We start from the raw sequence: 24519 nt of genomic DNA, 5'->3' as shown, positions 1-24519 counted from the left end.
AGCCGGCGTCAGCCCGGCCGTCGCCAGGTGCTCACGGCCGTGGCGGCGAGCACGCCGACGACGTAGGCGACCAGGTCGAGGGCGTTGAACGTGGTGCCGAGCAGGTACCGCACCGGCGCGAAGAGCTCGGCGAGGCTACTGGGCACGCCGGTGAGCTGTAAGAGCTCCACGGCCACGCAGATCAGGATCGCGACGGCCGCCACCTGCCGGCTGGGCGTACGGACCGCGACAATCGACACGATCAGGTACACCAGGACCGCGTAGAGCGCGTCGCCGACGAAGTCGCCGACGATGCCCTCGGTCAAGAAGTGCACGACCAGACCGGTGGGCACTATCAGCCCGCCGATCGCGGCCAGCTTCAGCCGGCGGTTGCGGAAGCCCAGGTTCCGGGCGCCCTGGGCGGCCTCGGAGTCGCCCATCGCCTGCGGGTGCTCGTCGTCCAGGAATTCCGGCTGCAGGTCACCCCCGTGCGACATGTGGTGCGTCCGATCCATATGCTGACCGTACCGTGTGCCGAAGCGTCGACGAAAGCAGGATGCGTTCGAATGGTTTGCGGGCGGACCGGTAGCCGCCGCACCCCTCGCCTGTGTCGGCGGCCACTGCTACCGTGCTGGCATGACCCCCACCTCTGAGTCGGGCGGCGCCGTCCCGCCCCTGATCGGCTGCGTGTTCGTGGGCACCAGCCTCGACGGCTTCATCGCCCGCGAGAACGGCGACTTCGACTGGCTCGTCGCCGCCGGGGACGCCCTGGGCGAGACCGGCTACGACGAGTTCTTTGCCAGCGTCGACGCCCTCGTCGTGGGCCGTGCCACCTTCGACACCGTGCGCGGCTTCGTCGACTGGCCCTATACCGGCAAGCGGGTGCTCGTGCTCAGCCGCACCCTGCTGCGCAGCTTCGACGCCGAGGACGAGCCGGACACCACCGCACACGCCACGCTCGATGACGTGATCGCCACCCTCGTCGCAGAGGGCCGCCGCCGGGTATACGTCGACGGTGGCCGCACCATCCAGAGCTTTCTGCGGGCCGGGCTGATCCGCGAAATCACCATCACCCGCGCCCCGGTGCTGCTCGGCACGGGCATCCCGCTGTTCGGCCCGCTAGACGGCGACGTGCACCTGCGGCACGTGGGCTCCCGCGAGCTCGGCGCGGGCTTCACCCAGTCCAGCTACGAGGTGCTGCCCAGCAGCTAGCGGATGCCTGGTCGGTCGAGCTTGTCGAGACCTGGTGACCGGATCTGCGGGCCACAGCCTCGCGTGGGGCTGTCGGCTTGCGGGGTCTCGACAAGCTCGACCAACGGGGGCGCGCCTTGAGGTTGGCTTACGGGGTCTCGACGGGCGCGATGGGCTCCACCAGCGGGGGAGTGCCGGTGCGGGCCAGCCACTCGCGCAGCTCCGCAAGCGGCACAGCCGAGCAATACAGGTGCCCCTGCACCGCGTCGGTGCCGATCTGCGCCAGCAGCTCCTGCTGGTCCAACCGCTCCACACCCTCGGCGATGGTGTCGATGCCCAGCTTCGCGCTCATCTGCACGATGGCCTCCACCACCGTGCGGTCCACCGAGTTGCTCAGCGCACCGGACACAAAACTCGCGTCGAGCTTGACCACCGAGATCGGCAGCGACCGCAGCGTCGCCAGGGACGAGTACCCGGTACCGAAGTCGTCGATCGCCACGCGGATGCCGTGGGCGGCGAGGGCTTTCAGCCGCTCCACCGCCGCGGCCGACTCCAGCACCACGGTTTCGGTGAGCTCGAGCACCAGACGTTGGGCGGGCAGCCCGCTGTCGGCCAGGCACCAGAGCACCGAATCCACGAAATGATCGCTCTCGAGCTCCCGCGCGGAGATGTTCACGTTCACCGTCATCGGCACGCCCGGCCGGACCTCCGGCCAGGTCACGGCATCCGTGCAGGAGCGACGCAACACAAACGCGCCGATGCCCAGGATGGCACCGGAGGTTTCGGCCAGCGGGATGAAGTCGCACGGCATCAGGAGGCCCCGCTCCGGATGCCGCCACCGCACGAGCGCCTCGACTCCCGTGCAGTGCAGCTCGGGCAGGGACACGATCGGCTGGTAATGCACCTCGAGCTGGCCGCCGCCGGCGGCCCGGCCCAGCTGCCGCTCGAACGACACCAGCGCCGACTCTCCCTGCAGAAGGCCCGGCCGGTACAGCTGTACCTGGCCCTTACCGTGGGCTTTGGCAGCGTACATCGCCACGTCGGCCTGATGCACGAGCTCATCGAGATTCGTGCCGGGGGTAGCGGTGGCCACCCCCACGCTGGCGCCCACCCGGCAGGGCCGCCCGTCCACGATGATGGGCGCGGCCAGCGACCCCACCATGCGCTGCGCGATCGCCTCGGCGGCGGCAACCGTGGTGCCGGTGAGCACCACCGCGAACTCGTCTCCGCCCAGCCGGGAGCAGATGTCTTGCGGCCGGGTGCAATGCCGCAGGCGTTCGGCCACCTCGGTGAGCACGGCGTCGCCGGCACGGTGCCCCATGTGGTCGTTGACGTCCTTGAAGTCGTCCAGGTCGAGGAACAACACGTGCAGACCCGCGGTGGTGTCGGTGCGCGCGAGGAGGGCACCCAGCTGGGAGGTGAAGGAGAGCCGGTTGTCGAGTCCGGTGAGGGTGTCGTGCTGCGCCTGCGCGGTGAGCTGATGGTGCGAGCGGCTATTGCGCAGTGCCAGGTTCACCTGGTTCACCAGGCTGCGCACCGACAGGAGGGTGCCTTCGGGGATCCGCTTCGGCGCCCCGACGAGCAGCCAGGCGTCCTCCTCCTGCTCGGTGAGCGACACGCACTCCCAGAGCAAAGGCAGGCCTGCCGCATCGTCGAGCGGACCGGTTCGCATGATTTGCGCGTCGCCGTTGGTCCCGATGGTCCGCAGCACGTCGCCGGGAAATGACGTTGGCGGCGGCACGATGAAGTCGCCGGTGTGGGCTCCGACCAGTAAGAGTTCCTCGTGGCGCACGACCTTGACCACCCGCAATCCGGGGGTGGTGGCACCCAGCTCGCCGGCGGTGGTCCAGGAGAGAAGGCGGATGGCGTTGGCATCGGTCATGCCGAGCAGCCTGGAGCCGGTCTCGGTGAGTGCCTTGTCGCGTTCGATGGCCCAGTCGTTGGCCTGCAGCACGGTTCGCAGCTGTTCCGCCACCACGATGATGAGCAGCATGATGGAGATAGTGGCGGCCTGGCGGGCCATGTCGGGGGCGGTGGGGTGCCCAGGCGTCAGCGGCCAGAGCACCGTGGTGGTGAGCACCGCAACCGTGTAGAGCGCGCCGCGTATCGCTGACCGCCACGGTGTGCTGTAGAGGGTGCGCAGCCAGGCGGCGGCGAAAAAGACCGGGACTGCCGCCAGAGGCACCGGCCCGGCCAGGGCGAACGCCGTCAGGGCGAGGGCATCGAGCACCTCGAGGACGAACGGCACCCGCTGGCGCAGGAGGCTGAAGATCCACGAGCCGATCAGGGCAACCGAGGAGACGGACGCCAGCAGCAGGTCGAGCCGACTGGCGGTGACGTTGGGGATGATGCCCGGCAGGCTGAACATCAGCGACAGCAGCGCCAGCCAGGTGAAGAGCCACCGAGTGCCCTCGAGCACGCCCGAGGGTCGGTCCAGCAGCGCGGATCCGAACGTGGTCATCCTGTGACCGGTTCTGTTCAACGTGGATCGTTCCCCGACTGCGACCATCTGACTGCTTTCTTTGGATCGTGTCGGAGCAGCACCTGGTGGCGGCGGCGACACATACCTTGAACGTACCAGTGAGCCGCTCTCACTCTTGACGAATGCAGACGTGGTCAGCGCGCCGCGAGGGTGGTCAGCAGCGCGACCGGCAGCTCGGGGTCGGGCACGGTCACGGCGAACAGAGTGCCGTTGTGCCGCTCGACGACGATGCCAGGTCCGCCAGTGAGCACCACGGCCGATCGGCCGGGCAGGATCCGGTAACCCCAGCCGCCCCACTCGAGCGGGCGGATGGTCTCGGCCCGCGCCGAGGCGACCTGGTCGAGGGCGATCTGCTTGATCGGCAGCCGCAACAGACTCGAGACCACCCGCAGCCCCCGACGGTCCACGCTGACTCGCAGCCGGGCGAAGGTGAGGCAGATGCCGGCCGCCAGCAGCAACGTGAGGACCCCGCCCGTGCCGGCGCCGTCCTCGAGGATGCTGAAGACTGTCAGTCCGACCGCGCCGAGTGCCAGCCCGCCGGCCAGCCAGAGGAACATCGGCACGGTCACGGTGGTGAACCAGGCGCCGGACTCGGTCGCGCCCAACGGCACCGTAGTCGGGCCGGCGGTTGCCGCGAGCTCGCGGCGGTGCGGGCGGCGCGGTGACAGCGCGAAGGGGATCAGCCCGTAGCCGAGGGCCAGCACCGCGAACAGCGGCCAGGCGCCCGCCTCCGGTTCGGCTGAGCCGGTGGCGATGACTAGGCCGGCGACCACCAACCAGACGCCGGCGGCCAGACCCGCGGCGCAGCCGGCCGCGAGCACCAGGCCACGACGGATGTCGGCCGCGGCGTCGGAAAGGGCGACCAGCCCCGCCAGAGCGGCGAGGAGCGCGATGGTGCCCGTGATGCCGATCATGACCTCGGTGCCGGCGGTCGAGGTGATCTCCGCGCCGTTCCACTGCTTGGGCAGCACGGCCGGCAGCCGGTCGTACCAGAGCGTGGCCGTCAACGAGATGGCGACCACCGGCAGCCAGAGCGTGGCGGCGGCGAACCGTTCTCGCCCTGTGGCGTGCGGGGTGAGCGCGGGTGGGGCCTCGGGGATGGTTCGGGTGGGCATGGCTCAGCCTCTCGTCTGGATCAGGGTGAGGACGTCCGGCAGGGCGACCCCCATTTTGCGCGCCTCGGCGAGCAGCGCGTCGGCGAGTTCGACGAGGCGCACGGTGCCGGCGCCCGCATCCGCTCGCACAGAGGCGCCACGGCCCTGGCGCATCTCGAGGATCCCGTCGTCGCGCAGCTGGGCGTAGGCGCGCAGCACCGTGTGCATGTTGATGTCGAGCGCGCTGGCCAGCTCCCGGGCCGGCGGCAGCCGGGTGCCCGGCGCGAGCGTGCCGTCGGCGACCCCGGCTCGCACCTGCACGGCGAGCTGCTCGGCAAGCGAGACCGTCGAGGCCGGATCCACACGAAACAACATGTTTGCAATGTTAGTAGAACAATGCCGTTGTGTCGAGGGCTGCGGCGGCTGGCGCGCCCCTCAGGAGGTCTCGACAGGCTCGACCGACGAGCAGGCGATCAGACGATCGGCCGAGCCGACGATGGGCCGACTAGGCGGACAGTGGCGGCTGCGGAGCCGGCGGTTCCTGCTCGGTCTTGAACCCGATCGCCTTGTGGCTGCCGTCGCAGAAGGGCTTGAGCGTCGACACCCCGCAGCGGCACAGCGCCACGGTCTTGCGCCGCGGCGGGATCACCTCGCCCGACGGGGTGAGGATCTCGAAGGTGCCGCGCACCAGCAGCGGACCATTCGGGTACGCGGTGATGCTCACGGGCTCGTCCGCACCGGCAGCGGGCTGATCGGCCCACTGGTCGTCCCACCGCTGGGCGGGCTGCTCGTCGGGCTCGGTCATGCCGGCAGGCTCGCGGTGTCCGCAACGCGCAGCGCCGACGTGCCGGCGGTCCAGGCGTCGAGCTGCTGGGTGCCGGCCAGGCCGTCCACGAAGAGGCCGGACGCCGCCCCGAAGAACACGTCCTCGAGCAGCTCGGGTTCGTCGGTGGCCAGGGAGCCGGCCAGGTCGCGGGCCGCGATCTGCTCGTGCACAGCATCCGCTTCGACGTGCTCGTCGAAGTAGAAGGTGACGTCCTTGTCGTAGCCGAGCCGGCGGAAACCGTTGCCGTAAAGCCGGTTGGGCTGGGACGAGGTCATCTCGAACGCGGCGAGGTGCCCGGCGATGGCGCCACGCAACCGCCGGTGGGAGCCGAACATCGTCATCATGTTGCTGGAGGCCAGGGTGATCGCCGGCACCACGTCGACGTAGTGACCGTTGGTGGCGTCCAGGCCCACGCCGCGCATCGTGCGGGCGAACAGCTCAGAGTGCATGCGGTCGAACCGGCCGCCGCCGTACTCGTCGGCCTGAATCTCCACCAGTGCGGCCTTGGCCCGGCTGCGCAGGCGCGGGATCGCCCAGCTGTGCGGGTCGGCCTCCTTGAGCTGGTAGATCGAGCGCAGGATGAGGAACTCGTGCGCCTGCTCGTCGGTGGCCTTCTTCGCCATGTACCGCGAGACGCTCGGCCCGGTGTCCGACCCGGTGAGCTCGAACAGGGCGGCGGCGACACTCTCCACGCCGGGTGCGGGCAGCTCGGGCATCGGGGCGCGTTCGCGCAGGGCCTTCTCAAACTCGAGTTCGATGCCGGCACACAGCGCGAGCACCTCGGGGTGCCATTCCCAGTCGTCGTCGACGCCGCGCAGGCCGCTGTAGCGCAGCTCGTAGGCCAGGAACAGGGCGGTCTGCAGGTCATCATCCTGCAGAATGTCGGCGGTTTCGCCCAGGGCTCTGGCGGTGAGCTCGCGCAGTGTTGTGGCGAGGTCAGTCTCGGCCGCAGTAGGAGAAGTTTTGAGGAGTTCAAGCAGGGCGGCGCTCACCGGACCTCGGGACTGGGGGATTCTCACGTGCCTTACCTCGCTCTTGTTGACCGGCTCGCACGCCCGAGTGGCGGCGCGGCCAGGCAGCGACCTTAGCAGGGGAGGTTGGGAAGGACCCGAGGCCGAAACTGGTTTCGGGGTCCTCCAGCGCCTCGTCGCCCGTGCTCGTCGAGACCGCGCGACCCGACCTCGGGAACGTCCCCCTTGCGTCGGTCGAGCTTGTCGAGACCCCGCCGCCGGCTTGACCTCGCCCCAGGGGCGACGCCCATGATGGGGAGACACCCATCCACCCAAAGCCAGGAGCACCATGACCGATGACCTGACCGCCGGCGAATTCCAGGCGATGACCGGACTCACCGCCAAGGCACTCCGGCTCTACGCCGAACGGGGGATCGTGACGCCGGCGTGGGTCGACCCCGGGTCGGGGTACCGCTACTACGCCCGGCAGCAGCTCCAGCACGGCGCGACCGTCGATCTCCTGCGCCGCGCCCAGGTGCCGCTGGCTGAACTGGCCTCGGCACCGGACTTCCCCTTCGACCGGTGGCGGCAGACCGTGGCGCTGCGGCGGCACCTGGAGGACTTCTCCCTCGCCGTGGCCGAGAAGATCAGCATCTTCGACGCCGACGACTTCATCGCCCACAGCACTCCCGCCGCCGCCCAAGACTGGGTCGGCATCATCGTCGATCTCGACCTCCCCGAGAATGCCGAGGGCCGCGTCGAGACCTTCACCGGGCTGGCCGTGGACATGCCCGCCATCGAGGGGGCCCTGCGCGACGCACTGACTGACCTCGGGGCAGAGCCGGCCACCGTGTGCTGGACCGCGGTGCCCGACACCGGAGTTCGGAACGCCAGCGGGCAGATGCTCCTGGCCCGCTCCGGCGGGGCCGGCCTCGACTCGGCCGCCCTCGCGCGCATCGAGAAGGTGGTGCACGCGAGCACCGGGAGCACCGTCACCGCGGTGGCCGGCACTCTGCCGCGCCGCGTCGAGGTCACGTTCGCCGCTGCATCCGCCACCGAGCCGACCCCGGTCGACGAGGCCGCCGCCGGATACTTGCACCTGCTCGCCTTCGAGGAGCACCGCGCCCGGCACCGCCTGACCGCGATCCGGCCCACGGCCCGGCAGGTTGTGCGCGGGCCGTCGTTGTTCACCGGCGACGGTGCTCCGGTGAGCGTCTTTGACGTGCAGCCGGGGTGAGTGCGGGGGCATCCGTGCCGGCTGGCCTGGCGCAACGGATGCCCGATTCGCGTTATGCGGGCACGGCGCCGCTGTGCGCGTGGCGCGCCACCCGCACAACGGCGCGCTACCCGCATACCTCGGGCCGACCGTGGCCTCGACGAGCTCGACCCCGAGACGAGCGCTAGACCGGCACCACCACGTTGTGCCGCCCGATCGGCAGCATCATCGGGCGGCCCGAGGTGGGATCGACAAGCACCCGGCTCGACAGCCCGAAGACCGCCTGCACGGTCTCCTCGGTGAGCACCTCGTGCGGCTCGCCCACCGCGTGCACCCGGCCATCCGCGAGGGCGATGAGGTGGTCGGCGTACCGGGCGGCGAGGTTGAGGTCGTGCAACACCATCACGATGGTGGTGCCGCGGGCCCGGTTGAGGTCGGTGAGCAGGTCGAGCACCTCTACCTGGTGACTCACGTCGAGGAACGTCGTCGGCTCGTCGAGCAACAGCAGGTCGGTCTGCTGGGCCAGCGCCATCGCGATCCACACCCGCTGGCGCTGCCCGCCGGAGAGTTCGTCGACGGACCGGTCGGCCAACGACGCGGTGTCGGTGGCGTCCAGCGCCGCGGCGACGGCCTCGTCATCGAGAGCGCTCCAGCGGGAGAACATCCGCTGGTGCGGGTTGCGGCCCCGGCCGACCAGGTCGGCCACGGTGATGCCCTCGGGCGCGATCGGCGACTGGGGCAGCAGCCCCATCGTGCGGGCCAGCTCCTTGGCGGGCATCCGGTGCACCTGGGTGCCGTCGAGCAGCACCTGGCCACCCCGCGGCACGAGCAGCCGCGACATCGAGCGCAGCAGGGTGGACTTGCCGCAGGCGTTCGCGCCAACGATCGCGGTGATCCGGCCGGTCGGCACGACCAGGTCGAGGCCGTCGATCACGGTGCGGTCGCCGTAGCCGAGGGTGAGGTTCTCCACCGTGAGGGTATGAATGAGTGTCACAGGGAGCCTCCGGCGCGGTTGGTGCGGATGATGAGGTAGATCAGGTACGGCGCCCCGAGCACGCCGGTGACGACGCCCACCGGGAACCGGGTGCCGAACGCGTACTGACCGGCGAAGTCCCCCACCAGCACGAGCAGTGCGCCCACCATCCCGGCCGGCACGAGCAGCGAGACGCCCGGCCCCACGATGCGCGACGCGATCGGCCCGGCCAGGAACGCCACGAACGCGATCGGCCCGGCCGCCGCGGTCGCGAACGCGATCAGTCCCACCGCGGCGACGATCAGAATCACCCGAGACCGCTCTACCCGCACCCCCAGAGCGGATGCGGTGTCGTCACCGAGCTGGCTCATCGACAGGTTGCGGGACTGCCCGAGCAACACCGGCGCGAGCACTACCAGCGCGGCCAGCACCGGCAGGGTCTGCGCCCAGGTGCTGCCGTTCAGGCTACCGGTGAGCCAGCGCATGGCCACCTGCAGATCCCACTCGGCGGCCTGGGAAAGCACGTACGCGGTCATGCTGTCGAGCATCGCGGCCACACCGATGCCGATCAGAATGAGCCGGGTGCCGGCCACGCCGCCCTTGTACGCGAGCGCGTAGACGGCCAGCGCCACGGCCAGCCCACACACGATCGCGACTACCGACACCGCGGTCGAACCCAGCCCCAGCACGATGATCGCGAACGCGGCCGCGGCGCTGGCGCCCGAGCTGATACCGATGATGTCGGGGCTGGCCAGGGGGTTGCGCAGCATGGTCTGGAAGGTCACGCCGCCCAGCCCGAAACACAGCCCGGCCAGCACGGCCAGGGTCGCCCGCGGCAGCCGCAGCCGGCCCACGGTGAAACCGGCGCCGGGCACGTCCTGGCCGAGCATCACGGCGAGCACCTCGGCGGGGGAGTAGATGGTCTGGCCGACCATGAGGCTGACGAGGTAGCCGACGGCGATACCCAGCGCCAGCACGGTGATCACCCGGCGACGACGGATGCCGCGGCGCGCGCGGCTGCGGGCCACGGCATCCGCTGTCGACAGCGGCTTCACGGCAACAGCGGCGCTCACAGCTCACGCACCTTGCGTCGGCGCACGATGTAGATGAAGAACGGGGCGCCGATCAGGGCGGTGATGATGCCAACGTCGATCTCGCTGGGCCGCGCCACGATGCGGCCGAGCACGTCGGCGCCGGTGAGCAGCGCGGCGCCGAGCACCGCGGAGAACGGCAGTAGCCAGCGGTGGTCAACGCCCACCAGCAGTCGGCAGGCGTGCGGCACGACGAGGCCGACGAAACCGATCGGCCCGGCCACGGCCGTGATCGAGCCGCACAGCACAACAGCGCCGAGCGCGGCGGCGCCGCGGGCCACGGCCACGCGTTCGCCCAGCCCCGCGGCGAGGTCGTCGCCGAGCGCGAGCGAGTTCAGCGCCCGGGCGGAAAGGAAGCAGAGCACGAAGCCCACCAGGAGAAACGGTGCCACCTGGCGGATGCTCTCCATCGTGGCGCCGCCGACGCCGCCGATCTGCCAGGACCGCACCCCGCCGGCGATGTCGTTGCGGGGCAGAACCACGGCGGTGACGAATGAGGCCAGCGCCGCGGAGGTGGCCGCACCCGCCAGTGCCAGTTTGAGCGGGGTGGAGCCGCCGCGGCCGAGCGACCCGATCGTATAGACGAACACGGCGGTGATGCCGGCGCCGACGATCGCGACCCAAATCATCGAGGAGGCGGAGGTGAGCCCGAAGTAGGCCATGCCGCTGACCACGGCCAGTGCCGCGCCCACGTTCACGCCCAGGATGCCCGGGTCGGCTAGCGGGTTGCGGGTCACGCCCTGCATCACCGCGCCGGACATGCCCAGGGCGGCCCCGGCGACCACGGCCAGCAGGGTGCGGGGGATGCGGGTGGCCACCGCGGCCCGGTCGAAGCCGTCGGTGGCGCCGCCGAGCGCGGCGAGGATGTCGTCCCAGCCCACCGCGCGGGAGCCGATGGTGATCGAGGTCAGCATCAGCAGGGCGAGTACCCCGAGCGCGGCGAGCAACCACAACGACCGCAGCCGCTTCGGGCGTCGCACGGTGGCGACGCTCGAAGCGGCTGATGAAGCAGTGGTTGTTGAGGTCACTTAGCGTTGTCGGCCGCCGCGGCGAGCAGGGCGGCGTAGTCGTCGAGGATGTACGAGATCGACAGCGGGGTGGGGTTCGCGGCGGTGCCCATGGGGCCGTCGCCGGAGAGGTTCACGATGGACTTGTTGGCCACCGCGGGAATCTGCGACAGCAGCGGGTCACCCTCGAGGGTGGCGACCAGGTCGGTGCCGCCGTAGGTGACGATGAGTTCCACGTCGCTGAATGCATCCGACTGCTCGGCGCTCACGGTGAGGGAGTACTTGTCGGTGGCGTCGGAGGCCTCGATGATGCTCGGTGCGCTCTCCATACCGAGGTCGTCGAAGAACATCGTGCGGGTGTCGTGGGTGGTGTAGAAGCTGACCTCGCTGAGGTCGGCCTCGTCCACGTGGGTGAGGAACATCGCGGTCTTGCCCTCGAGCGACGGGTACTTCGCTGCGGTGGCGGCGATCTCGGTCTCGAGTTCGGCGATGAGGTCGTCGCCCTCGGCGGCCATGCCCATGCCGGCGGCGTTCTGCGAGATCATGTCGCGCCAGGAGGTGCCCCAGGCGGTCTCCGGGTAGGCCACAACAGGTGCGATGGCGGTGAGGGTGTCGTAGTCCTCCTCGGTGAGGCCGGAGTACGCGGCCAGGATCACGTCGGGCTTGGTGTCGGCGACGGCTTCGAAGTCGATCCCGTCGGTTTCGTCGAACAGCACGGGGGTCTCTGCATCGAGCTCGTCGAGCTTCTCCTTCACCCAGGGCAGCATGCCGTCGGTGTCGTCGTCGCCCCAGGTGGCGGCGGCCATGCCCACCGGCACCACGCCGAGGGCCAGCGGCACCTCTTGGTTGGCCCAGTTGACGGTGGCGACGCGCTCGGGCTTGGCCTCGATGACGGTCTCGCCGAAGGCGTGCTCGATGGTGACCGGCGTGAAGTCGCCGGATGCGGCCTCGGCGGTGTCAGCGGCGGGGGAGGTGGAGCAGCCGGCCAGGCCCAGGGTGAGCACGGCGGCGGCCGAGAAGGCAATGAGAGTGGATGCGCGGGGCATGGTTTTCCTCGTGATCGTGATGCAGGGGTCAGGGACGGACCGGCGGCAGCTGTGATGCCGCACCCGTCGGCCGTGCGCAGAGGTCCAGTCCGGCGCGGTCGTAAGGGTTGCCTAACCTTACCAGTGCGTTCGCATGCAAAAGCAAGTCGCCTCAGCGTCCGTCGACTCGGCCGGCACGTCGCTGTATCAATCAACTGACACACTTGATACTGTATTGACCACTTGGTACAGAAGGGTGCCGCTCATGGGTCTCATCCCGCTCGTCGTCATCATCGCCGCGTTGGCCCTCGTCTGGCTGGCGGTCGCTCGGCTGCGTTCCACCGAGGCGTTCCGTCGCGTCACCGTGCCGGCCGGTTTGGCGCCCAGCCTGCACGCCGCGCGGCGCGCCTTCCGGCGTCGTGCAGCCCTCGCGACCACGGCGGCGGTTGTGGTGGGTGCCCTGGCCGTTGCGGTGGACCACGCGATGCCCGCCGGCTACGACTTGGTTTTTCTCCTGGTCCCCGCCCTGATGAGCCTGGCCGGCCTGCTCGTCATCGCCGCCCTGCCCGGGGTGCCGGTGGCGGAATCCGGTAGTCAACGCAGTGCCGACCTCGCGCCGCGGCACCCCTGGAGCTTCGCACCGGCCTGGGCACGGGTGCTGCCGGCCACCGCAGGGGTGCTGTTGCTCGGCGTGATCGTCGCCTTCGGTCTCACGTCGGAGGCGTCGGAGGACGGCCTGTTCCGCGCCATCCGCATCGACAGCGGCGCCTACAGCAGCACCGCGACCCCGTACCCCGGCTGGTACTACGGCGTGCCCGTGCTGCTCGTCACCGTTGCCCTCGCGATCGCGGCCGCGACGGCACTGGCGCGGGTCGCCGCATCCGCCCGCCCCACCCACACGACACTGCGCGAGGCCGACCAGGTGATGCGACTGCTGATCACCCGGGTGATCGTGAAGCTCACCACCGGCACGTTCATCGTTTATCTGGGCGGGCTGATGTTCATGGCGGCAGGGCGATGAGCGCGGCGAGCGGACAGTGGTTCGACGGCAGCTACGCCGAGATCCAACCGTGGTTCACGGTGGCGCTCACCCTCTTCTGCATTGGGCTCATCGTGGTGGGCATCGGTGTGGCTCTGCTGTTGCTGGCCGTACTGGATGCCGTGACGCCGCCGTTCACCGTGCGCCCTGTGCCCAGCACCCTCCAGCCCGCCGAGCCGACCACGCGCGCATGATCACCATCGACGAGGCCAGCCCCACCCCGCCGTTCGAGCAGATCAGGCAGCAGCTCGCCGACGAGATCCTCTCCGGCAACCTCGCGCCCGGCGACAAGCTCGCCTCCGTGCGCCAACTGGCCGGCGACCTGCGGCTCGCCCCCGGAACCGTGGCGCGCGCCTACTCGGAGCTGGAATCCGATGGTCTGCTCGTCTCCAACCGCTCGGGAACCCGGGTGCGCGATGTGACGCCCCTGCCCGCCGAGGCCCGAGCGGCCGCGCGTGAGTACATCGCCGCGCTCGGCGGGCTCACCCTCGCCGACGCCATCCGTGCCGTGCGGGTGGAGTGGACCGAGCCGATGCCGCCGCAAAGGCTTGCACCGGCGCATCCGTCTGCGTAGCGTCGAAGGATGAAAATCGGATACAAGCTGATCGCTGAGAGCTTCGGACCCCAAGAACTCGTTCGCCAAGCCGTGCGCGCCGAACAGGCCGGCTTCGATTTTGTGGAGATGAGCGATCACTTCCACCCCTGGGTGGAGGCCCAGGGCCATTCACCCTTCGTCTGGAATGTGCTCAGCTTCATCGCCGCGAAGACCACCACCCTCGAACTCGCCACGGGTGTCACCTGCCCGAGCGTGCGGTACCACCCGGCCATCATCGCGCAGGCCGCCGCCACCCTGGCCTTGCTCTCCGACGGCCGGTTCACCCTCGGTGTTGGCTCGGGCGAGCGCCTGAACGAGCACATCGTCGGCCGCGGCTTCCCCGGCATCCACGAGCGGCACGCCACCTTCAACGAGGCGCTGGACATCATCCGGCTGCTCTGGAAGGGCGGCTTCCAAAACTATGACGGCAAGTACCTCAAGCTCGAAGACGCCCGCATCTACGACCTGCCCGACGTGCTGCCCACCCTGGCCGTCGCGGTGAGCGGGCCCAAGTCCGTGGCGCTCGCCGCCGAGCACGGCGACGGCCTGTTCGCCACCGAGCCCAAGGCCGACCTGGTCACCGGCTACCGCGAGGCCGGCGGCACCGGCCCGCTCTACGCCGAGGCGCCGCTCGCCTGGGCGCGCACCGAGCAAGAAGCCGTCACGGCCGCCCACCGCACCAATGCCTGGGCTCTGAGCGGCTGGAAGGTGATGAGCGAGCTGCCGAACCCGGTGAACTTCGAGGCCGCGGCCGCCACCGTGCGCGAGGACGACATCCGCGAGCAGTTCGCCTGCGGCCCCGACGTGGAGCGACACCTCGAGGTGATCGGTGAATTCACCGAGGCCGGCTTCGACCACATCGCCCTCATGAACGCCGGCCCCGACCAAGACGGCTTCTTCGACTTTTTCGAAAACGACCTCCGCCCCCGACTGCTCGACGAAAGCACCCGATGACCACACATGCGCCCCAGGCCGTGCTCTTCGACATCGACGGCACCCTGGTCGACTCCAACTACCTGCACGTCGACGCCTGGCATCAGGCCTTCCAGACTCTCGGCGTCGACGTCGAGGCCTGGCTCATCCACCGCTCCATCGGGCAGGATGCCGGTGAGCTGTTGACCTCGCTGGTGGGGGAGAGGGACGAGGCCTGGATCACCCGCGCCAAAGACCTGCACGCCGAGAACTACAAGGCTCTCGCCCCGCGGCTCAGGCTGCTGCCGGAGGCCCGGTCACTGCTCGAAGCCCTGAACGACGAGGGCATCATCGTGGTGCTCGCCACCTCCGCGCCCGAGGATGAGCTGGACATCCTGCTTGATCTCATCAACGCCGACGACGCCATCCATGCCACCACCAGCTCCGACGACGTGGATGTGGCCAAGCCCAACCCCGACATCGTGCGAGTGGCTCTCGACCGTGCCGGTGTCGAAGCCCACGAGGCCGTCTTCGTCGGCGACTCGGAGTGGGACATCAAAGCCGCATCCAGCGCGGGTGTGCGCTCGTTCGGGGTGCTCACCGGAGGCATCGCCGGAGACCTGCTCATGCAGGCCGGTGCCGAGAGGGTCTTCGCCGGTCCGGCCGAGTTCCTCGACCGGCTCGACGAGATGGGCTGGCTCGAATAGGCGGGCTGAACCGATCAAGATGCAACGCCCCTCTCCGTTGATCGAGCTTGTCGAGATCCCGCGGGCCGACCGCGTTCGCAACCGACGGCCGCCCCGGGCCTGACGGTTATGCGCGCCGAAACGTCATTCGCCAATTCGTCTCCCACGACAGGCCCGCATCGTTCGAAAACGCCTGCTCCCACGTGGGCTGAAACCCGGTCGCATCCCAGATGAAGCGCACGCGGATGGGCACTCCCTCCAACACGTCCTCCGCCAGGAAGGTACCGATACCCTCCCTGAACGCCCCGCGCACGGGCGTATCGAGGTGCGTGGGGTTACGCCCGTCGAGCCACCAGATGCTCCACTCGCCATCGGCGACGGAGTAGGAGCGCAGCGCCACCGCATGAAAGTCGCCCGACGGATGCCTAAGGAGGTTGTCCTCGAGGTTGCCGTGGCCACCGAGGATCTTGCGCGTGGAGGAGAGCCCCTCGAACGCCGTCCAGGTGTCGGCGCCGACGAAGATCCCGTCCAAGCGTTCGTGATGAACGGTCCAGTCGCCGATGACGAAGTCGAAGTCGGTCGGCGCGGGGTGGGAAGCGGTGGAGGAGATGAGCGGTCCGTTCAATCGGTGGCGCAGAACTCGGGCAGTGCGACTGCACTATCGCCGGCTGCGACGAGCGGATGCTCGATGGAAACAACCCTTCCAGCAGCGATGGTCCTTTGCTATGGCCAGTTGTGTCAAGGACCGCCGGACCGGTTCCGGTCGAGCCATCGACCGTCCCGTTCTCGTGCCGTTCTGGGGGCGCCAGCCCCGGCCAGGCCCGGGCGCGGGTCAGGGCGAGTAGAAGAGCGACACCACGCCGCCGACGAGCAGCGATCCGAGCGCGATCAGCCCGATCGCCTCACCCCAGCCCAGGCGCATCCGCAGTCGTCGCCCGCGCCTAGCCACCCGGCCCGCGGAAGCGGCCGGCTTCGGCCCGACCGCCACCGCACCGGCATCCGTGCCCGTTGCGACCCGCGGCACCGCCGGCAGCCGGTCGTCGCGCCAGCGCTCCCAGCGGCCGATCTTGTCGCTCAGGGCCCCCACGGCGTCGTAGAGTCCCTGCCAAGATTCCGGGTCGAGGGTCACCACGTCGCGGCTGCTCACCAAGAGCAGCCAGTCGTCGATGATCTCCACATCGAATCCGCGCACCCGATCGATCAGGCGGGCCATCACATCCGGAGTAAAGAGGTACAGCGCGTCTCGCTCGTACTCCTCCGGGCAGTACAGGGTGAAGTGGTCGTTGAAGTCGCCCTCGAGAGAGAGCCGCTGGGCACTGTCGGGCAGTGCCGCCAGGGCGAACTTTCCGGCCTTTCCGGCCTGGGCGCGCAACAGGATGTGCGGCAGGGGCGTGCTCAGCCGCACGGCGCAGAATCCGCCGAACTGGGCGTTGCTGCTGCCCAGCGTGTCAACCCGCAGCTCGTAGTTGGCGAACTCGATCGTGCGTTCCGACGCGGGCCGCATCACCCGCGTGAGCGTGAGAACGCCTCGCGAGGCCCACGGTTTCAGGTGCTTGCCGGAGACCGGCCCGGGCAGGTAACTCAGGCTATTGGCGGTGGCAAACCGGGCCAACCGGTAGTGCCGCTTGGGGGTGTCCCGGCGCTTGAACGTGCGCACGAAGAACCGCGCCATCATGATTCCCACGCTCAGCAGCAGAGCGCCGACGACGACCGGCGCGACGACATCGGCGACGGGTGCGCCTCCGCTGACCACCTCCGTTATGCCGTAGGCCAGGGCGAGGGCTCCGATGGGGACGCAGCCGGTACCGATGAACATGCACACCCGCCGCATGAGCATGAGCGGGTTGCGCACCGACGGGTACCGCGTCGCAAACGTCCGGTAGAACTTTCGCACGTCCCCGCGCTTCACCCGGTCGGTGAGCGCTGCGGTGTGCAGGCTCGTCGTGCTGTATTCCGTTGTGTGCATCCGTCCACCCCACGTGTGCTTCGCTCGGCCACAATCGGCCTACCCGAGACTAGCGCTCAGGCAACGGATGCGGCCGCCCGCCTAGTTATCCGCCCTGGTGGAACATCGAGACCACGCCACCGACCATCAGCAGTGCGAATGCGATCAGCCCGATCCACGTACCCACGCCCAGGCGCATCCGCAGCCGTCGGCCGCGCTTGGCCACCCGCCCGGATCTCGGGGCAGGCTTCAGCTCGACCGCGGCAGTACCGGCATCCGTGCCCGTTGTCACCCGCGGCACCGCGGGCATCCGGTCGTCCCGCCAGCGCTCCCAGCGGCCGATCTTGTCGCTCAGAGCGCCGACCGCGTCGTAGAGTGCCTGCCAGGCGTCCGGGTCGAGGGTCACCACGTCGCGGCTGCTCACCAGGAACAGCCAGTCGTCGATGATCTCTACATCGAAGCCGCGCACCCGATCAATCAGACGTGCCATCACATCCGGCGTAAAGAGGTAGAGCGCATCCCGCTCGTACTTTTCGGGGCAGTACAGGGTGTAGTAGTCGTTGAAGTCTCCCTCGAGGGAGAGTCGTTGGCTGCTGGCGGGCAGGTCCACCAGTGTGAACCGATCGCCCGGACCGTCCTGGGCGCGCAACAGAATGTGCGGTAGGCGCGTGCTCAGCCGCACAGCGCAGAAGCCGCCGAACTGGGCCGTGCCGGTGCCGGCAACTCCATACCGCAGTTCGTGGTTGGCGAACTCGATCGAGCGCTCCGATACCTCCGATACCGGCCGCATCACCCGGGTGAGCGTGAGAAGGCCGCGCGACGCCCACGGTGTCACGTGCGCGCCGGTGATCGGCCCGGGCTCATAACTCAGTCCGTTGTCGGTCGCGAACCGGGAGAGCCGGTAGTGCCGCTTCGGGGTGCCCCGACGCGTCGAAAAGCGCAAAAAGAACCACCCGAAAAACACGCCTCCACCGATCATGACCAGACCAGTGATGACCATAGATAGGTCGCCTACGACTCGGTCAGCCCTCGCGTTGCTCACCACGAGGACCACGCCCACCGCCAGGAGGGGCACGCCCAAAAAGCCCAGCGCGGCACCGATGAACATGACCGCCCGCTGCACCTTCAGGAACCGGTTTCGCACCGACGGGTACCGCTCCGCGAACGGCCGGTAAAACGCTCGCACGTCCCCGCGCTTCACCCGGTCGGTGAGCGCTGCGGTGTGCAGGCTCGTCGTGCTGTCTATCGTTCGCATCCGTCCACCCCACGCGTGCCCTGTCCGCCAACACTCGGCTCCTACAGAGGGTAGCGGTCGGGCGACGGCGGCAAACTCACGCCGTCAGTCGAGCGCGACAGAACCCAGTGCCGGGAAGTTGGGCGGGGTGTAGTCCATGACGGTGAGCGAACGGATCTCCGGCATGTCCCACGCGCCGGGAACCTCTATCTCTTGAGCCATCGCGTCCGGATCGATCACGGCAATTTCGTAACCGCCCTCGGCGGATCCCCAGTACCCGTCCGCATCCTGAACCAGCGCGTCTTCCTTCAGGTACAGACGCAGGTCTGACGCGTCCCCGGTGTGGAAGTCGTCCAGCAAGACCCAGACGGACCCGTCACTACGGCGCTCAATGTCGACGGTGCCTTCAGTGGCCGTTGCTTGCGAGACGAACTCCCCGCTGAGCGGTAGCTGCTGTTCGAACGCGCTCAGATCCGACGCCTGGTCATCTGCCGAATCTGTCGCAGAGTCGGAGGCGGTAGCCGGTGGCGGCGAGACCGCATCTGCCGTCGAGGTGCATCCGCTCAACACCAACGCGACCGGAAGCCCAACCACGCCAACCCATCGAAGTCCCCATGTTCGCCCCATGCTGTTCACTCTAGAGGCCCGGTGCCTCCACAGGTACCTTCTGGCTCTGAGATGATCTGAAACTGATACGATCTCTGCATGCACGCATCACTCCCCACCTCGCCCACGGATGCCGCGGCGCAGATCGACTGGACCGCCAACGGCATCGAGACCGAGCTGGGCTGGTCGCTCGCGTTGATGTTTCATGGCTACTCCCGGGCCGGCAGCGTCGCCGTGGCCGATGTGCCCGGCGGTCCCCGCGGCTACCAGGTGCTCGTGGCGATCACCACCGAAGAGCCCACGTCGCAGCTCGCGCTGGCGCACCGGCTCGGCATCGACAAGACCGCGATGACCTACATCATCGATGCGCTCGAGACGGATGCGCTCGTCGAGCGTCGCCCCGATCTGCGCGACCGGCGCATCCGTCAGGTGCACCCCACCGAGGCGGGCCACGCGCTGCTCCGCACGGCCCGCGTGGCTCTCCGCACGGTCGAAGACGCCCTGATGGGCGGCCTGTCCGCCGACGAACAAACCCAACTGCGGCAGCTGCTGGCCAAGGCCGCTCTCGGCACCGGCGCCACCGCGGCTTCCCTCCCCGACACCAACTCCGACCTCAACCTTCCGGTGCCGGCCCCGGAGCGATCCCGCCGCCGCCCCCAGCCCACTACAGAAACCGAGACCCGCCCATGACCACATCCGTTCTCGTCGCCGGCGCCACCGGCGACCTCGGTCAGCGCATCGTGCGCGAACTGCTCACCCACGACACCCGCATCCGCGTGCTCACCCGACCGGGTAGCGCCTCGGCCGCCGGCCTCTACGCCGCCAACGACCGCGTCGACATCGTCACGGCCGAGTACCTCGACCACGCGGCGCTCACCCAAGCCGTCTCCGCCTCCGACGTTGTCGTGTCGGCCGTGAGCGGCACCCGACCGGTGATCGTGGATGCGCAGCGCGCGCTGCTGGCCGCGGCCGTGGCCGCCGACGTGCCCCGGTTCATCCCCTCGGACTACTCGTCGGATTACCGCCAGATCGCGCTGGGCACCAACCGCAACTTCGAGCTGCGCCGCGAGTTCGCCGCCGACCTCGACGCGGCCCCGATCAAGGTCACCTCCGTTCTCAATGGCGCGTTTGCCGACATGCTCACCGGCACCGCGCCGATGATCGCGTTCGGTCGCCGCAAAGTCATGTACTGGTCCTCGGCCGACCAGATCCTTGACTTCACCACCAAAGACGACGTCGCCCGGGTCGTGGCTCTCGTCGCACTCGACCCCGACGCGCCCCGGGTCGTGGAGATCGCCGGCGACCGGGTCACCGCGCGGAGCGTGGCCCAAACGATGTCGGAGCTGACCGGCACCAAATTCACGCTGCAGTGGGCCGGCACCACCGGCACCCTCTCGGCGATGGCCAAGGGCGTGCGGCGCCTGTCGAAGAGCGAGGATGCGACCTTCCCCGCCTGGCAGGGCATGCAGTACTTCGTGAGCATGTTCAGCGGCCAGGCCCAGCTGCACCACGTCGACAACGACCGCTACGGCGTCCATGCCTGGACAACAGTGCGGGACGTGCTCGCCGCGCACCTGGCAAGCCAGCCTGACGTCGCTGCGGCAGCCGGCAAGTAGGTCCGTCCCTTGCACGCAATGCTTCTGTGAACGAGAGCGGGGGAGCGCGCGAGAACACCCCTAACGGATCAGCCCAAGCTTGAACCGCGGGGAGGCGCCGGGCGGCGCGTACGCAGGTTGATGCGGAACTCGGCGTCTGGCGGAATTCCCTCCAGGTCGACCGGAACGACATCGACGTGCCGATCGGACCGTGCCGTCGCGCGTTCCAGCACGCGCTCCTGCACGTCGTCAAGGTCGATTCGCCCGCCGCCTTCCAGTTGCACCACTCGATGAGTGCCCACCACCCGGCCCTCGTCATCAAAGATGGCGAGATCCCGACTGTAGGTCACCTTGGCTTCGCTGCCTGCTCCCGCACTCAGGTCGTGGATCAGGCCGAACGCCGAAGCGGTCACCACGCCGTCGACCTGCAGCTGGAACGTGAGATGGTCCGTCGTGAGCCAGACGTTGTTGTCCGTCTCTTTGTTAGGGTTCGGGATCCCCCAGATTCCGCTGGGAGTATTCACCGTCTCGATATAGGCCAGCGCATATTGCTGACGAAACATTTGGAACCTGTCACCGTCCTGCAGGTGAAGAGAGCTCAATTGGATGTGAGCCAGAATCGGGAGGGTGGGGAACTTCGCCTCGTGCGTGGCCCAACCCAGACCTCCCCGCCGAACCAACCAGACACCGTAGAACACATGGGACATCCGAGGACTCCTTCCGAGGCGTGCCACACCGACACGGCGGAACATAGCGCCGTGGTTTTGTGCGGTCAAGCCCCCCGCTTCGACGTAGCTCACGGCACCGAATCGACAGGTTTCTGCTTGCGGATGGGGCGAGACATGACCAACAGCACCACCCCGAGCGCCAGCCACCACAGCATTGCCAGTGGAATCAGCGCCACCGAGCCAAACCAGAAGATCTCAGGCAAGTCGATACTTGCTGCCGTCAGGATCGGACCAGCGACCACCACCACAAGCCGAAGGCCGGTGACGATTCCCAGGACGCACAGCCAGATCGGCAGGGCACGGGAGCGCGCCCCGGCGACACTGATGCCCACGGTCCAGACACAGAGCGTGAGGAGGCTCGCTTGGGCGAAACCGTGGATTCCCAACGTCTGAATGGTGAGGTAGGCGGACTCACCCCAGCTGCTGTTCATTCCGTCGATGTAAAGCAACGGCCCCACCGACAAACGCAACACCCCGTGCATGAAGAGAAACGCCGCCGACAGGACTCCGACCGCGCTCAGGCTTCGGCGCGTGATGCTGCTGGCGCGGGGTGCGAGCGCATCCGAGACGGCGAAACTCGCCACCACGAATGCGAGAGCCATGGTGACAAGTACGACCCCGGCCAGAGGGTAAAACTGGGGGTACTGGCGCAGGTAGTCGAGGCTCACCGCGGGGTTGTCGGTGTCATCGAAGCCGAGCACCGGTGGCAGCAGCTCGAGGGTGAACCAGACGATTCCGCCGAGCCCGGCAATGACCACCGTGATTCCACCGGCACGCAACGCTGCCCGATTGGTGTTCGCGGCGATCCCTGCAGCCGCGGTCCCGCTGTTGTCTTCGTTGGATGCGCGCACGGTGCGTTTCTCTGGGTGGCTCCGCGCTGGCAGTGCTGGCGAACCGGTCACGGATTAGTGATGCCCGGAATGGTACTCGCGAGGTCGGCCGCGCGCATGCGGGCTCAGTCGATTCGGGATGCCGCCGACTGAATGGCCTTGGCGAGGTCGCAGGGGCGGCTCCACATCGGCCAGTGGCCTGTCGGGAGGTCGACGACGTCGAGGTGCTCGAGGTTCGCGACCTCGGCAAACATCGCATGGCCTGCACGGGCCAGCTCCAGCACCTGCGCGCTCGGGAGCGAGCAGCACACCAGGGTGGTCCGCACCGTGCGACGGGCGTCGTTCGTGAGCTCGACGGGCTGACGAAGCACGGGGCCGGGCTCAGGCACCGCCCGGGCCCGAAAACGCTCGAGGACCTCTGCGCTGAGACCTTCGAGGCTCGCCTGCTGGGCGAGAACGTCGAACGGCGGCAGCGGAAGCTCCTCCATTCCCTCCGGGAGGTCGGGGGCGTAGACGCTTCCCGGCGCCACTGGGCCGGAATCGACCCACACCACCCGATGGACAAGTTCAGGGTGCCGGTCCAGGACGAGGCTGACGGGGGCGTTTGCGCCACTGTGAGCGACGATGACCGCGGGCCAATGGTCAGAGTCATTGAGTCGAGTGATGGCGTCCAGGATCGCGGCGGCCTGATCGTCGAGGGTCTTCGCCGCACGCTCAGGATCGTCCCCGTCGAGACCGGGCAGAGTGAGCGCGATTGCCCGAGAGAGGTCGGTCTTCAGGTGTTCAAGGACTTCATCCCAAGCCCAAGCGCCGAGCCAGTGACCGGCGATGAGAATGATGGTGGGACTGCTCGATGTAGTTGTCATGTCACTACTCTCGTAGGCACTACCGGCAGGTGTGTGTCACTATTTGTGTCATGAATTTGATGCGGGCTGAACGGTGAAGCGAACAGAACGACTTCATGCGTTGACCGAGATGCTACGCCGCAACGGATCGCGGGGTTGCTCCGCCGAGCGGCTGGCGAGAGAGTTCGAAGTGTCCGTGCGCACCGTCAAGAGAGACCTCGCTGCGCTAGAGAACAGCGGCGCGCCTCTCTGGTCGCGCCCAGGTCCGGGCGGCGGCTACGGATTGGCCATAGGCGCGTCCCTCCCGCCGGTCAGCCTGTCCCCAGCGCAGGCCGTGGCGCTCATGGCAGCCGTGTCCGCTGCGTCCGATGCCCCCTACGCCGATCTGGCCGCAGCCGGTATCAAGAAGATCCTGGACGTCCTCGATCCCCGAACCCGAGCACGAGCCGACGAGCTGGCCGGCCGAGTGTGGGTCAACGCGCCGCCCGCCGCTTCACGAGCAATCAGATCGGCACTGGAGGAGGCGATGGCCGAGCAGCGAGTAATCCGTCTTCGTTACACATCGGGAGACGGGACCACGACCACACGCGACGTCGAACCCGTGCTCTTCGCCTGCACGAACGGCCAGTGGTACCTGGTCGGGTGGTGCCGACTGCGTGACGCAATGCGATGGTTCACCGTGTCTCGCATCGAACGGGCCAGCGTAACCAAGACGGCCTGCGGCGGCCATTCGATCCAAGAGGTCGGAGAGCCCCCGGCGAGTGCCAGAGCGGTGCACGAGCGGGGCCGAGCAGAGAAGGAGCCACAGGGCGAAAACGACACCCGCGGAAGGAGTGGAGCGGGGACCATCACCAGCCATAGCCGCTCACGGCGAGGTGTTTAGGCGCCGGCTAATAGAGCGAAATATCCCGGAACATGCTGCGAATGGCCGTTGGCGTTCATAGGAGTCACTTCGATGTGTGCCGGCCCGTCGGCGATCAAGTGCCAGTCCGAGTCCGGGAAGGTGTTGTGCCGTTCCTGCGTGCCAAAATGTCCGGGGCGGGGCAGGTTTTCCAGGGCCCTTTGCAACTGCCGTGGCATGCTTCGCCGGGTGGCGCCCAGCTCTTGCAGGTAGGCGAGACTGCTTCCGGGAAAGTTGGTTTCGGCTAGGAATACCCGGCCGTTGTTCCCGACAACGGTGCGTAGGTTGGTAGCCAGGCTGGCTTGCTGGTCTGGTTTTAGCACATGAAAAACTCCGCGAACAAAAACGTTGGCAGGCCCCACCGACTCCAGCAGGTGCTCTCCAGCACCGGGTTCCGTTGCATCCATAGCCAGGAACTCAACGTTGTGGAGGCCTGCGGCTTCCCGCCTCGCTAGCGCGATGGCGCCGACGGATACATCAATGCCGATAGCCCTCGGGAAAAGACCAGCAAGCCAGCGGGTATTGGTTCCGTTGCCACATCCAATGTCGATGACGGGAAGAGCCGGATTGAAATGGCCCAGGACGGCGTCGGTGTACTGCTCGAGCTCGGTCTGGGATCCGGAGTCCCACAGCACGTCTCCCGAACGGCCGGTGGTGCGGATTCCTCGCCAGTACCCGTCCCACGCCGCTGACGGGTCCTTCGGTGCCCGGGAGGTGAGGCGCACTACCGATGGGACAAGTAGCATTTGCTCCCAAAGCTTTGACATGC

General features: G+C 68.5%; 27 protein-coding genes and 1 pseudogene. 10 read left to right on the top strand and 18 right to left on the bottom strand.

Going from position 1 to position 24519, the window contains the following annotated elements; genetic code table 11:
* Positions 1 to 8: 8 nt before the first annotated feature.
* A complete protein-coding gene (locus C3B61_RS17630; protein WP_103461782.1) occupies positions 9 to 494 on the bottom strand; it encodes a ribosomal maturation YjgA family protein in 486 nt (161 codons plus the stop codon).
* Positions 495 to 615: 121 nt separating this feature from the next.
* On the opposite strand from C3B61_RS17630, the gene C3B61_RS17625 reads away from it, so the two are divergent.
* Positions 616 to 1191 carry a dihydrofolate reductase family protein gene (locus tag C3B61_RS17625; RefSeq protein WP_088456934.1) on the top strand — a complete coding sequence of 192 codons (576 nt, stop codon included), beginning with the start codon at positions 616 to 618 and terminating at the stop codon, positions 1189 to 1191.
* A 127-nt stretch (positions 1192 to 1318) separates the two neighbouring features.
* Here C3B61_RS17625 and C3B61_RS17620 read toward each other — a convergent pair whose 3' ends face one another.
* The 5 genes from C3B61_RS17620 to C3B61_RS17600 all read right to left on the bottom strand — a co-directional run bounded on the left by C3B61_RS17620 (position 1319) and on the right by C3B61_RS17600 (position 6591).
* Positions 1319 to 3631 (bottom strand): putative bifunctional diguanylate cyclase/phosphodiesterase, encoded by a 2313-nt coding sequence (locus C3B61_RS17620; protein ID WP_165791214.1) that lies wholly within the window; start codon positions 3629 to 3631, stop codon positions 1319 to 1321.
* 155 nt (positions 3632 to 3786) lie between these two features.
* Positions 3787 to 4767, bottom strand: coding sequence for a hypothetical protein (locus C3B61_RS17615; RefSeq protein ID WP_103461780.1), 981 nt, complete (start codon positions 4765 to 4767; stop codon positions 3787 to 3789).
* A 3-nt stretch (positions 4768 to 4770) separates the two neighbouring features.
* Complete coding sequence (locus C3B61_RS17610) at positions 4771 to 5121, bottom strand: GntR family transcriptional regulator (RefSeq protein ID WP_103461779.1); 351 nt, start codon at positions 5119 to 5121, stop codon at positions 4771 to 4773.
* A gap of 130 nt (positions 5122 to 5251) precedes the next feature.
* On the bottom strand, positions 5252 to 5551 hold the full coding sequence (locus C3B61_RS17605) for a CDGSH iron-sulfur domain-containing protein (RefSeq protein WP_103461778.1): 300 nt from the start codon (positions 5549 to 5551) through the stop codon (positions 5252 to 5254).
* Positions 5548 to 6591 carry an iron-containing redox enzyme family protein gene (locus C3B61_RS17600; RefSeq protein WP_244285988.1) on the bottom strand — a complete coding sequence of 348 codons (1044 nt, stop codon included), beginning with the start codon at positions 6589 to 6591 and terminating at the stop codon, positions 5548 to 5550. Before C3B61_RS17600 ends, C3B61_RS17605 begins: the two co-directional genes overlap by 4 nt.
* A gap of 280 nt (positions 6592 to 6871) precedes the next feature.
* On the opposite strand from C3B61_RS17600, the gene C3B61_RS17595 reads away from it, so the two are divergent.
* The gene (locus tag C3B61_RS17595) at positions 6872 to 7759 is read left to right on the top strand and encodes a MerR family transcriptional regulator (protein WP_103461776.1); all 888 of its coding nucleotides are present in this window, start codon (positions 6872 to 6874) and stop codon (positions 7757 to 7759) included.
* 163 nt (positions 7760 to 7922) lie between these two features.
* Here the strand turns inward: C3B61_RS17595 and C3B61_RS17590 are convergent, their stop codons facing one another.
* The 4 genes from C3B61_RS17590 to C3B61_RS17575 are packed head-to-tail and all read right to left on the bottom strand — an operon-like array spanning position 7923 to position 11855.
* The gene (locus C3B61_RS17590; protein ID WP_103461775.1) at positions 7923 to 8732 is read right to left on the bottom strand and encodes an ABC transporter ATP-binding protein; all 810 of its coding nucleotides are present in this window, start codon (positions 8730 to 8732) and stop codon (positions 7923 to 7925) included.
* Positions 8729 to 9784, bottom strand: coding sequence for a FecCD family ABC transporter permease (locus tag C3B61_RS17585; RefSeq protein ID WP_103461774.1), 1056 nt, complete (start codon positions 9782 to 9784; stop codon positions 8729 to 8731). Before C3B61_RS17585 ends, C3B61_RS17590 begins: the two co-directional genes overlap by 4 nt.
* The gene (locus C3B61_RS17580) at positions 9781 to 10782 is read right to left on the bottom strand and encodes a FecCD family ABC transporter permease (RefSeq protein ID WP_244285987.1); all 1002 of its coding nucleotides are present in this window, start codon (positions 10780 to 10782) and stop codon (positions 9781 to 9783) included. Before C3B61_RS17580 ends, C3B61_RS17585 begins: the two co-directional genes overlap by 4 nt.
* A 44-nt stretch (positions 10783 to 10826) precedes the next feature.
* Positions 10827 to 11855: an iron-siderophore ABC transporter substrate-binding protein gene (locus tag C3B61_RS17575; protein ID WP_103461772.1), complete on the bottom strand. Its 1029-nt coding sequence runs from the start codon at positions 11853 to 11855 to the stop codon at positions 10827 to 10829.
* A gap of 244 nt (positions 11856 to 12099) precedes the next feature.
* Between C3B61_RS17575 and C3B61_RS17570 the strand changes: the two genes are divergently transcribed.
* From C3B61_RS17570 to C3B61_RS17550, 5 genes are read left to right on the top strand one after another with little or no spacing between them, the layout of a single operon-like run.
* Positions 12100 to 12855 carry a hypothetical protein gene (locus C3B61_RS17570; protein ID WP_103461771.1) on the top strand — a complete coding sequence of 252 codons (756 nt, stop codon included), beginning with the start codon at positions 12100 to 12102 and terminating at the stop codon, positions 12853 to 12855.
* Positions 12852 to 13067 carry a hypothetical protein gene (locus tag C3B61_RS17565; protein WP_103461770.1) on the top strand — a complete coding sequence of 72 codons (216 nt, stop codon included), beginning with the start codon at positions 12852 to 12854 and terminating at the stop codon, positions 13065 to 13067. The genes C3B61_RS17570 and C3B61_RS17565 overlap by 4 nt, the downstream gene beginning before the upstream one ends.
* On the top strand, positions 13064 to 13447 hold the full coding sequence (locus C3B61_RS17560) for a GntR family transcriptional regulator (protein WP_103430130.1): 384 nt from the start codon (positions 13064 to 13066) through the stop codon (positions 13445 to 13447). Before C3B61_RS17565 ends, C3B61_RS17560 begins: the two co-directional genes overlap by 4 nt.
* Before the next feature lie 9 nt (positions 13448 to 13456).
* On the top strand, positions 13457 to 14422 hold the full coding sequence (locus tag C3B61_RS17555; RefSeq protein ID WP_103461769.1) for a TIGR03557 family F420-dependent LLM class oxidoreductase: 966 nt from the start codon (positions 13457 to 13459) through the stop codon (positions 14420 to 14422).
* Positions 14419 to 15087 carry an HAD family hydrolase gene (locus C3B61_RS17550; RefSeq protein WP_103461768.1) on the top strand — a complete coding sequence of 223 codons (669 nt, stop codon included), beginning with the start codon at positions 14419 to 14421 and terminating at the stop codon, positions 15085 to 15087. The genes C3B61_RS17555 and C3B61_RS17550 overlap by 4 nt, the downstream gene beginning before the upstream one ends.
* A gap of 106 nt (positions 15088 to 15193) precedes the next feature.
* Here C3B61_RS17550 and C3B61_RS17545 read toward each other — a convergent pair whose 3' ends face one another.
* The 4 genes from C3B61_RS17545 to C3B61_RS17530 form a co-directional block, all read right to left on the bottom strand.
* Positions 15194 to 15691, bottom strand: coding sequence for a hypothetical protein (locus C3B61_RS17545; protein ID WP_208858849.1), 498 nt, complete (start codon positions 15689 to 15691; stop codon positions 15194 to 15196).
* 207 nt (positions 15692 to 15898) lie between these two features.
* Complete coding sequence (locus tag C3B61_RS17540; protein WP_103461767.1) at positions 15899 to 17032, bottom strand: hypothetical protein; 1134 nt, start codon at positions 17030 to 17032, stop codon at positions 15899 to 15901.
* Positions 17033 to 17117: 85 nt separating this feature from the next.
* Positions 17118 to 18266: a hypothetical protein gene (locus C3B61_RS17535; RefSeq protein ID WP_103461766.1), complete on the bottom strand. Its 1149-nt coding sequence runs from the start codon at positions 18264 to 18266 to the stop codon at positions 17118 to 17120.
* A gap of 84 nt (positions 18267 to 18350) precedes the next feature.
* Positions 18351 to 18872, bottom strand: coding sequence for a hypothetical protein (locus C3B61_RS17530; protein ID WP_133160356.1), 522 nt, complete (start codon positions 18870 to 18872; stop codon positions 18351 to 18353).
* A 78-nt stretch (positions 18873 to 18950) separates the two neighbouring features.
* On the opposite strand from C3B61_RS17530, the gene C3B61_RS17525 reads away from it, so the two are divergent.
* Both C3B61_RS17525 and C3B61_RS17520 read left to right on the top strand, forming a co-directional pair.
* Positions 18951 to 19541 carry a MarR family winged helix-turn-helix transcriptional regulator gene (locus tag C3B61_RS17525; protein WP_103461764.1) on the top strand — a complete coding sequence of 197 codons (591 nt, stop codon included), beginning with the start codon at positions 18951 to 18953 and terminating at the stop codon, positions 19539 to 19541.
* The gene (locus C3B61_RS17520; protein WP_103461763.1) at positions 19538 to 20467 is read left to right on the top strand and encodes an NmrA family NAD(P)-binding protein; all 930 of its coding nucleotides are present in this window, start codon (positions 19538 to 19540) and stop codon (positions 20465 to 20467) included. The genes C3B61_RS17525 and C3B61_RS17520 overlap by 4 nt, the downstream gene beginning before the upstream one ends.
* Positions 20468 to 20535: 68 nt before the next feature.
* On the opposite strand, the gene C3B61_RS17515 is transcribed toward C3B61_RS17520, so the two are convergent.
* The 3 genes from C3B61_RS17515 to C3B61_RS17505 all read right to left on the bottom strand — a co-directional run bounded on the left by C3B61_RS17515 (position 20536) and on the right by C3B61_RS17505 (position 22870).
* Positions 20536 to 21153: a hypothetical protein gene (locus C3B61_RS17515; protein ID WP_103461762.1), complete on the bottom strand. Its 618-nt coding sequence runs from the start codon at positions 21151 to 21153 to the stop codon at positions 20536 to 20538.
* 89 nt (positions 21154 to 21242) lie between these two features.
* Positions 21243 to 22025: a DUF4386 family protein gene (locus C3B61_RS17510; protein ID WP_103461761.1), complete on the bottom strand. Its 783-nt coding sequence runs from the start codon at positions 22023 to 22025 to the stop codon at positions 21243 to 21245.
* Between the two features lie 104 nt (positions 22026 to 22129).
* On the bottom strand, positions 22130 to 22870 hold the full coding sequence (locus C3B61_RS17505; RefSeq protein WP_103461760.1) for an alpha/beta fold hydrolase: 741 nt from the start codon (positions 22868 to 22870) through the stop codon (positions 22130 to 22132).
* Positions 22871 to 22943: 73 nt separating this feature from the next.
* On the opposite strand from C3B61_RS17505, the pseudogene C3B61_RS17500 reads away from it, so the two are divergent.
* Positions 22944 to 23636 (top strand): annotated as a pseudogene (locus C3B61_RS17500) (helix-turn-helix transcriptional regulator); the annotation flags it as partial.
* Between the two features lie 92 nt (positions 23637 to 23728).
* Here the strand turns inward: C3B61_RS17500 and C3B61_RS17495 are convergent.
* A complete protein-coding gene (locus C3B61_RS17495; protein WP_103461758.1) occupies positions 23729 to 24517 on the bottom strand; it encodes a class I SAM-dependent methyltransferase in 789 nt (262 codons plus the stop codon).
* Positions 24518 to 24519 lie beyond the last annotated feature (2 nt).

The organism is Cryobacterium zongtaii (genome assembly GCF_002909375.1).
GTDB lineage: Bacteria > Actinomycetota > Actinomycetes > Actinomycetales > Microbacteriaceae > Cryobacterium > Cryobacterium zongtaii.
The sequence above is the reverse complement of the archived record's forward strand: the minus strand, read 5'-3'. Positions and strand labels throughout refer to the sequence as shown.

Coding starts and splice junctions, on each gene's coding strand:
- C3B61_RS17630 (WP_103461782.1), bottom strand. CDS start 494: ATGGATCGGACGCACCACATGTCGCACGGGGGTGACCTGCAGCCGGAA.
- C3B61_RS17625 (WP_088456934.1), top strand. CDS start 616: ATGACCCCCACCTCTGAGTCGGGCGGCGCCGTCCCGCCCCTGATCGGC.
- C3B61_RS17620 (WP_165791214.1), bottom strand. CDS start 3,631: ATGACCACGTTCGGATCCGCGCTGCTGGACCGACCCTCGGGCGTGCTC.
- C3B61_RS17615 (WP_103461780.1), bottom strand. CDS start 4,767: ATGCCCACCCGAACCATCCCCGAGGCCCCACCCGCGCTCACCCCGCAC.
- C3B61_RS17610 (WP_103461779.1), bottom strand. CDS start 5,121: ATGTTGTTTCGTGTGGATCCGGCCTCGACGGTCTCGCTTGCCGAGCAG.
- C3B61_RS17605 (WP_103461778.1), bottom strand. CDS start 5,551: ATGACCGAGCCCGACGAGCAGCCCGCCCAGCGGTGGGACGACCAGTGG.
- C3B61_RS17595 (WP_103461776.1), top strand. CDS start 6,872: ATGACCGATGACCTGACCGCCGGCGAATTCCAGGCGATGACCGGACTC.
- C3B61_RS17575 (WP_103461772.1), bottom strand. CDS start 11,855: ATGCCCCGCGCATCCACTCTCATTGCCTTCTCGGCCGCCGCCGTGCTC.
- C3B61_RS17570 (WP_103461771.1), top strand. CDS start 12,100: ATGGGTCTCATCCCGCTCGTCGTCATCATCGCCGCGTTGGCCCTCGTC.
- C3B61_RS17565 (WP_103461770.1), top strand. CDS start 12,852: ATGAGCGCGGCGAGCGGACAGTGGTTCGACGGCAGCTACGCCGAGATC.
- C3B61_RS17560 (WP_103430130.1), top strand. CDS start 13,064: ATGATCACCATCGACGAGGCCAGCCCCACCCCGCCGTTCGAGCAGATC.
- C3B61_RS17555 (WP_103461769.1), top strand. CDS start 13,457: ATGAAAATCGGATACAAGCTGATCGCTGAGAGCTTCGGACCCCAAGAA.
- C3B61_RS17550 (WP_103461768.1), top strand. CDS start 14,419: ATGACCACACATGCGCCCCAGGCCGTGCTCTTCGACATCGACGGCACC.
- C3B61_RS17540 (WP_103461767.1), bottom strand. CDS start 17,032: ATGCACACAACGGAATACAGCACGACGAGCCTGCACACCGCAGCGCTC.
- C3B61_RS17535 (WP_103461766.1), bottom strand. CDS start 18,266: ATGCGAACGATAGACAGCACGACGAGCCTGCACACCGCAGCGCTCACC.
- C3B61_RS17530 (WP_133160356.1), bottom strand. CDS start 18,872: ATGGGGCGAACATGGGGACTTCGATGGGTTGGCGTGGTTGGGCTTCCG.
- C3B61_RS17525 (WP_103461764.1), top strand. CDS start 18,951: ATGCACGCATCACTCCCCACCTCGCCCACGGATGCCGCGGCGCAGATC.
- C3B61_RS17520 (WP_103461763.1), top strand. CDS start 19,538: ATGACCACATCCGTTCTCGTCGCCGGCGCCACCGGCGACCTCGGTCAG.
- C3B61_RS17515 (WP_103461762.1), bottom strand. CDS start 21,153: ATGTCCCATGTGTTCTACGGTGTCTGGTTGGTTCGGCGGGGAGGTCTG.
- C3B61_RS17505 (WP_103461760.1), bottom strand. CDS start 22,870: ATGACAACTACATCGAGCAGTCCCACCATCATTCTCATCGCCGGTCAC.
- C3B61_RS17495 (WP_103461758.1), bottom strand. CDS start 24,517: ATGTCAAAGCTTTGGGAGCAAATGCTACTTGTCCCATCGGTAGTGCGC.